The sequence below is a fragment of the Pseudoalteromonas phenolica genome (genome assembly GCF_005876835.1).
Lineage (GTDB): Bacteria > Pseudomonadota > Gammaproteobacteria > Enterobacterales > Alteromonadaceae > Pseudoalteromonas > Pseudoalteromonas phenolica_B.
In genome coordinates, this window is sequence record NZ_PPSW01000022.1 from 190,283 (window position 1) to 196,700 (window position 6,418).

The following is a 6,418-nucleotide window of genomic DNA, read 5'->3' on the forward strand; positions in this document are numbered from 1 at the left end:
TGTTTCTCAAAGTTTTCTCATTCACTTTACAAAATAAACTTAACGAGACACACTAAGTTAAGTTGTTTAATAATATTTTCTCACTATGACAAAAATCACCACACTGCTTCTTCTTGTTCTAGTTACATTTTTCGGCTGTGGCTCGGATGAATCTGCAAGGGGCGACAAAAGTAGCCCAGGTTATGCAGCGACCATGTATTTTGATGCCATCTATAACAAAAAAGATTTTGATGCAGCGATACAGCTCGCAACGCCGAAAATGGGCAGGATCATGCGCTCTTATGGAACAGCAAAACAATTTGCAAGAAACTTAGTAAATCTTCAGTATGACTCTGTAACAATTGAAGTTGATATGACCAATCAGAGCCTTCGTGAGCAATATGGCGATGATGCCAAAGTCAATTTAGTATTCACTGGTATGCTTCGGGGTGAACAAGTTGACGATATGCGCAGCGTTCAAATGATTCGTAAGAAAGGCAAATGGTACGTAGATAAGATTAACCCAGACCCATTTGCAAGATAAGTTTTAAACATAAGGCTGGTTATCCAGCCTTTTTTGTTTTCAAATTCATCCACATTAACTTGCCACATTGTCGCACCTCTGAAGCGCTGCTATTATTCGACACAATAATTACAACTGAGAGAAATAATGACAGCAAAATTTAAACTGAGTATTGGTGCGTTAATCGTATCAAGTACACTCGCACTTACAGCCTGTAATACGGTAAGCCATAACAAAAAAGTCACTGAACAAGATGCCGAAACCTTTTTAGCAAGCTCCGCAGAAACGTTGGTAGACCTTAACGCCAGAGCTTCTCGTGCGGCTTGGATTTACGCAAATTTTATAACAGAAGACACTGCGTCACTCTCTGCTGATGTTAATCGTGAATACACAGACGTTGTTGTACGTTTGGCTAATGAAGCAGCAAAATTTGATTCACTTTCTCTGAGCGAAGATAATCGCCGGAAAATGGATAAACTCAAATTAGCGCTTACTTTACCTGCTCCTCAAAATGCGGAAAAATCTAAAGAACTTGCGAGCATTCTAGCTGAATTAGACGGCATGTATGGTAAAGGCAAATACTGTAAAGGCAATGAGTGCATGAGCTTGGGTGATATGACATCCAAAATGGCCTCGTCTAGAGATTACGAAGAGTTACTAGATATCTGGCAAGGTTGGCGTCAAGTTGCAAAGCCAATGCGCCCTCTTTATGAAAAGCAAGTTGTTTTAACAAACGAAGGGGCAAAAGAACTTGGTTATGCAGATACAGGGGCTATGTGGCGAAGTAAGTATGATATGCCTGCTGATGATTTTGCTAATGAACTAGACAGAATTTGGGGGCAAGTAAAGCCTCTTTATGATTCTTTACATTGTCATGTTCGTGCCAAGCTTGGTGAGAAGTATGGAGAAGATAAAGTACCTCAGGACCAACCGATCCCTGCTCACTTACTAGGTAATATGTGGGCACAAACTTGGGGCAACATATACGACGTTGTTGCACCTGAAAATGCTGATCCAGGCTATGATGTAACCGAGCTGCTAGCGAAACATAATTATGATGAGCTAACCATGGTCAAAGGTGCTGAAAAGTTTTTCACTTCGATGGGATTCGCTCCACTACCTGAAACATTTTATAGTCGCTCACTATTCACAAAACCTAAGGATAGAGATGTACAATGCCATGCTTCTGCGTGGAATCTAGATGCTAAAGATGATTTACGCATCAAGATGTGTATTCAGCGTACAGGCGAGGAGTTTTCTGTTATTCACCATGAGTTAGGACATAACTTCTATCAACGCGCTTACAATACACAACCAGTATATTACCAAGAAAGTGCAAATGACGGTTTCCATGAAGCCATTGGCGATACAATTGCGCTTTCAGTTACACCTGGGTACTTAAAAGAAATCGGTTTGTTAGATGAAGTACCAGACGAGTCAAAAGACATTGGTCTGCTAATGAAGATGGCGCTAGACAAAGTTGCATTTATTCCTTTTGGATTACTAGTAGATCAATGGCGTTGGAAAGTCTTCAATGGTGAAATCAGCCCAGCAGAATACAATCAAGCTTGGTGGGAGCTTCGTGAAAAATATCAAGGAATTAAAGCGCCAATAGTCAGAACTGAAAACGATTTTGATCCAGGTGCAAAGTATCATGTACCAGGTAATGTACCTTACACACGTTACTTTTTAGCGCATATCTTACAATTTGAGTTTCATAAAGCACTATGTGAGATAGCTGGTGACAAAGGCTCAATTCATCGTTGCTCTGTTTACAACTCTAAAGAAGCTGGCGAGCGTTTAAATACTATGCTTGAAATGGGTAGTAGTCGCCCATGGCAGGAAGCATTAGCTACGCTTACTGGTAACGAACAGATGGATGCAACTGCAATCCTAGATTACTTTGCACCACTGCAAAAATATTTAGACGAGCAAAACCAAGGTCGACAGTGTGGCTGGTAACTTCAAAGTTACTCTTGATTAGATAACTTTGTTACAACTGCCATACTCTGAAACAATTTAAGTCTTTAATTTATTTAGAGTAACAACTAATGTTAACGTAAGTTAAAGGAGAATTTATGTCATTGTTTCGAGTATGGCAAATTACGCAATTTGAATTAACGCGTTTATTTGCTACAAAAAGAGGTTTATTGGCCCTCGCCGCATTCGCAATGGTTTGGTTTATGATTTTTAAATATCTCATTGCCGAAGCCGTACCTTTTTTAAGTGGCCCAATGTTTAAAGATATTGCTAGGCAGCTTGCAGGCGGAATTGGCTTTCAAGAGCTCATATCATGGCCAGAAGCTGAGTTTGCAATTTACTGGGTAATTTCCCTTTATTGCTTTCCACTGTTTTCATTATTTGTGAGCTCAGATCAAACTGTAGGAGACAGACAGAGAGGTACTCTCAGATTTTTATCTCTAAGAAGTACGAGAGACGAAATTCTCCTAGGTCGTTATTTAGGACAGCTATTAATCGTCGCTATTTTAATTGTTTCTACTGTCTTAGCAACATTACTGATTATGTCTTATAGAGACCCTTCTCTATTTTCAAGTGGCTTATTACTTGGCTTAAAGCTCAGTATACAGTTAACTTTAATAAGCATGCCTTTTATTGCGCTGATGGCATTTCTTAACATAGTCACTAGCTCATCAAGATTAAGTATCGTAATGGCAATTTTGTTATTCACATTAGGCTCAGCTGTCATTGCCTATCTTGCGCATTATATTCCGTTTATTGATACTTTGTTTTATGTCTTTCCTGGCGAACAAATTGCAGATGTAGCAGGGCAAAAGAATACATCTTTTATTGATTGGCTATTACCTGTTGTACAAAGTGTGGGTTGGTTATTTATTTCTCTTGTTGCTTTAAGGAAACGTGCATTATGAGTTCAGTAATAAAAGTAACAAATTTAAGTAAAAGCTTTGGATCAAAAGCCGCTTTAAAAAATGTGTCTTTTGAAATTGAACAAGGTAAAACAACGGCGCTTATAGGGCCTAATGGTGCTGGTAAAACCACTCTCTTCAGTATTTTGTGCGGTTATCTAGAGCCAGACTCAGGACAAGTTGATATTTTGGGTCAGCAACTCGGAGACCCGAAACTTTTCAGTAAACTTTCAGCCTTGCCGCAGGATGCTCAGTTAGATCCAAGGTTTTCACTAGAAAAACAACTTTGTTTTTATAGTAGACTTCAAGGGTTATCAAAACCTGCCTCTATAAAAGAAACACACAGAGTACTTGAATTAGTCGGACTAAAAGATAACGTCAACTCAAGAGTTTCTGAGCTATCTCACGGGATGAGAAAAAGAGTTTGTATTGCTCAGGCATTAATTGATAAACCAGAAATCATTCTTCTTGACGAGGCAACAGCAGGCTTAGACCCTGTAAATGCAAGAGAGATCAGAAATATAATTTCTGATTTAAGTGATCAGGCTACATTTATATTAAGTTCACACGATCTAAGTGAATTAGAAAGGCTTTGTTCACATATTTTATATTTAGAGCAAGGCGAGCTTTCTGAACACAAGACCCATAACTATCAAGGTGAGCATAATTATTTAACATTGCAACTTATCAACGAACCTCATCAAGCGCTTGATTACTTGAAGCAATTGCAGGATGTCACACACGTTCAGCAGACTCAAAGCAAAGAGTTTGTCATTGAGTACAAAGCTGAAAATAAGCAATTTGATGTACATTTACTAAAATATTGTCATAAACTGAATTGGCAGTATCGACAATTAATTAATGGTAACACGTTAGAAAACGAGTTATTTAATAAGGAGTAACAATGGGTTTATTAAGTGGATTATTAGGAAATGCAAGTGAAGCTGATAGTGGTAAAACAGAAGAGTTACTTGCAGATAGCCTAATTGAAGGTGAAGTATTAGAGAAAGCTTATCAAGTGATTCGTGACATGTTTGTTTTCACTAATAAACGTTTAATATTAGTTGATAAACAAGGGGTAACAGGTTCTAAAATGGAGATATTAACTATCCCATACAACAAGATCACTAAATTTAGTAAAGAGTCTGCTGGTCATTTTGACATGGATGCCGAACTAAAACTATGGATTGGTTCTGAGACTGAACCACTTGTTAAAGAATTTAAAGCCGGAGACAATATCAACGAAGTGTACAGAATAATAAGTAAGTATACATTGTAAAAAAAGAGCGGCTTTGCCGCTCATTCTATTCTTGTTCCATCTTAATAAGAAGCTCTTTTATGTCTTCTTTGGCGCTTAGAATATGTTTTTTCAAGAAAGTGCACGCGGCATCTATGTCTTTTTGCTTACATAAGTCTAATAACGTACGGTGCTCTTCAGGCGCAGTTGCAAAACCACCTGCCAGTAAAATATGCATACGAACATATCGTTCAGAGTTCTTACTATACATATCTACCAGTTCCGCAGTTTGCGGTCTCTCAGCTTTACAATATAGCTTTCCGTGAAACTCAGCATTCAATTTACCAGTAGCTAGTTGTGTGTCACCTCGTTCAACAGCCTCTTCTAAATCATACAATATAGCTTCAGCTTCTAATAAATCACGAGGTGTAAGCTTCTGAATAGAATGGCTTAATAACTCTGCCTCTAACAAAGCACGTAAATCAAAAATTTCATCTATTTGATCAGCACTTAATTGTGTTGCTGTTGCACCTTTGTGAGCTTCGAAATTAACAAGACCTTCAGCTTCTAATTGTAGTAACGCTTCTCGAACAGGTATTCTGCTCACGTTCAACTCTTCAGCTAAAGCAGCTTGTCTTAATGGTTCACCAGCTTTGATCTCACCAGAAAGTATTTTCTCTCTAATTGCTTCTGCAACAAGTTGAGTTCTTGTTTTATGCTCTATGCTCATACTAACCCCTGAACAGCATTTGGCATTCAATATACACGTAAATACTGCTTACAATATAACTTCTAAAAAGCGATAGTGTACTTTACTTAATTACAGAACATTTTCAATAACTTTCTAAGATTCAGAGTAATAAAGGTATTTTAAAGTTTGCTCGGTACCCTTTTCCAGATTTCACTCTCAACGAACTTACCATTTTCATACAGGGTGTGATACCAAAGATCACCTTCGACTCTATAGGTAAAGGCCATAGTCCTACCAATATAATCTTCTAAATTGCCATACTCCACTGTCTCAATAAAATAGTTATCTTTGATAACATATGTGCCTCCACCTGCATAAGCAAACTTATTTGAGTGGCGTGTAATATAACTGAAGTGTGTATCAGAAACGATTCGAGTCGAAGTAACTGCCGGCGCTTCAGCTTTAACATTTCCATCAGGTGTTGCATATTCACCACTGACATACTCCCAAGTACCCTTCAATGGATTAGCAAAAGCTGATAATGAAATAGTTAAGAAAAAGACATATAAGATTGATTTCATTAGAGTTCCTTATGATTGTTGTTTAACCATTACAGCATATTAGATAGATAAAAGCTCATGAGATTGTTTCATAGTGCAAAAGGTTACCGACAGCGAACGTAGTGAGTACGGTTCTTTTGCGCAAGGTGAAATGAGCTAGTTTAACTGGAGTTGAGGGTGTAATTATTTACGCGTGTGAAAAGTGTTTCAAAATGAAGAGAGTAACTACTGTGAAAGCTGCTCACTTCACCTTGCGCTTATGGTGCAAAATTAGCGAATGCGAACGCAGTGAGAGCGCTTCTTTTGCGCAAGTATAGTGTGAAAGGTTTATGACAAGCGCGTAGCGCTTACATTCTTTTCGCGCAAAATTAGCGACTGCGAACGCAGTGAGAGCGCTTCTTTTACGCAAGATGAATCAATCCATTTTAACAAACGCTGAGACACTTACATATCGATGCGAAAATTCTGAACTTAAAAGCAAAAAACCCGCTGCATTTCTGCAACGGGTTTCTTTAATTGCCCGGGGCAACCTTTGCTGGCGAT

General features: G+C 38.3%; 7 protein-coding genes. 5 read left to right on the plus strand and 2 right to left on the minus strand.

Annotated features, from left to right (window positions below):
- The first annotated feature begins 85 nt into the window (after window positions 1-85).
- The 5 genes from C1E24_RS14175 to C1E24_RS14195 all read left to right on the plus strand — a co-directional run bounded on the left by C1E24_RS14175 (window position 86) and on the right by C1E24_RS14195 (window position 4,666).
- Complete coding sequence (locus C1E24_RS14175; protein ID WP_138482511.1) at window positions 86-523, plus strand: hypothetical protein; 438 nt, start codon at window positions 86-88, stop codon at window positions 521-523.
- Between the two features lie 126 nt (window positions 524-649).
- A complete protein-coding gene (locus tag C1E24_RS14180) occupies window positions 650-2,464 on the plus strand; it encodes a M2 family metallopeptidase (RefSeq protein ID WP_138482512.1) in 1,815 nt (604 codons plus the stop codon).
- Between the two features lie 116 nt (window positions 2,465-2,580).
- Window positions 2,581-3,390: an ABC transporter permease gene (locus C1E24_RS14185; protein ID WP_138482514.1), complete on the plus strand. Its 810-nt coding sequence runs from the start codon at window positions 2,581-2,583 to the stop codon at window positions 3,388-3,390.
- Window positions 3,387-4,289, plus strand: coding sequence for an ABC transporter ATP-binding protein (locus C1E24_RS14190; protein WP_138482539.1), 903 nt, complete (start codon window positions 3,387-3,389; stop codon window positions 4,287-4,289). The genes C1E24_RS14185 and C1E24_RS14190 overlap by 4 nt, the downstream gene beginning before the upstream one ends.
- Before the next feature lie 2 nt (window positions 4,290-4,291).
- Window positions 4,292-4,666 carry a PH domain-containing protein gene (locus C1E24_RS14195; RefSeq protein ID WP_138482516.1) on the plus strand — a complete coding sequence of 125 codons (375 nt, stop codon included), beginning with the start codon at window positions 4,292-4,294 and terminating at the stop codon, window positions 4,664-4,666.
- A gap of 25 nt (window positions 4,667-4,691) precedes the next feature.
- Here the strand turns inward: C1E24_RS14195 and C1E24_RS14200 are convergent, their stop codons facing one another.
- Together C1E24_RS14200 and C1E24_RS14205 are read right to left on the minus strand one after the other, a co-directional pair.
- Window positions 4,692-5,354 (minus strand): GntR family transcriptional regulator, encoded by a 663-nt coding sequence (locus C1E24_RS14200; protein ID WP_138482518.1) that lies wholly within the window; start codon window positions 5,352-5,354, stop codon window positions 4,692-4,694.
- A 140-nt stretch (window positions 5,355-5,494) separates the two neighbouring features.
- Window positions 5,495-5,896, minus strand: coding sequence for a hypothetical protein (locus tag C1E24_RS14205; protein WP_138482520.1), 402 nt, complete (start codon window positions 5,894-5,896; stop codon window positions 5,495-5,497).
- Window positions 5,897-6,418: the final 522 nt, after the last annotated feature.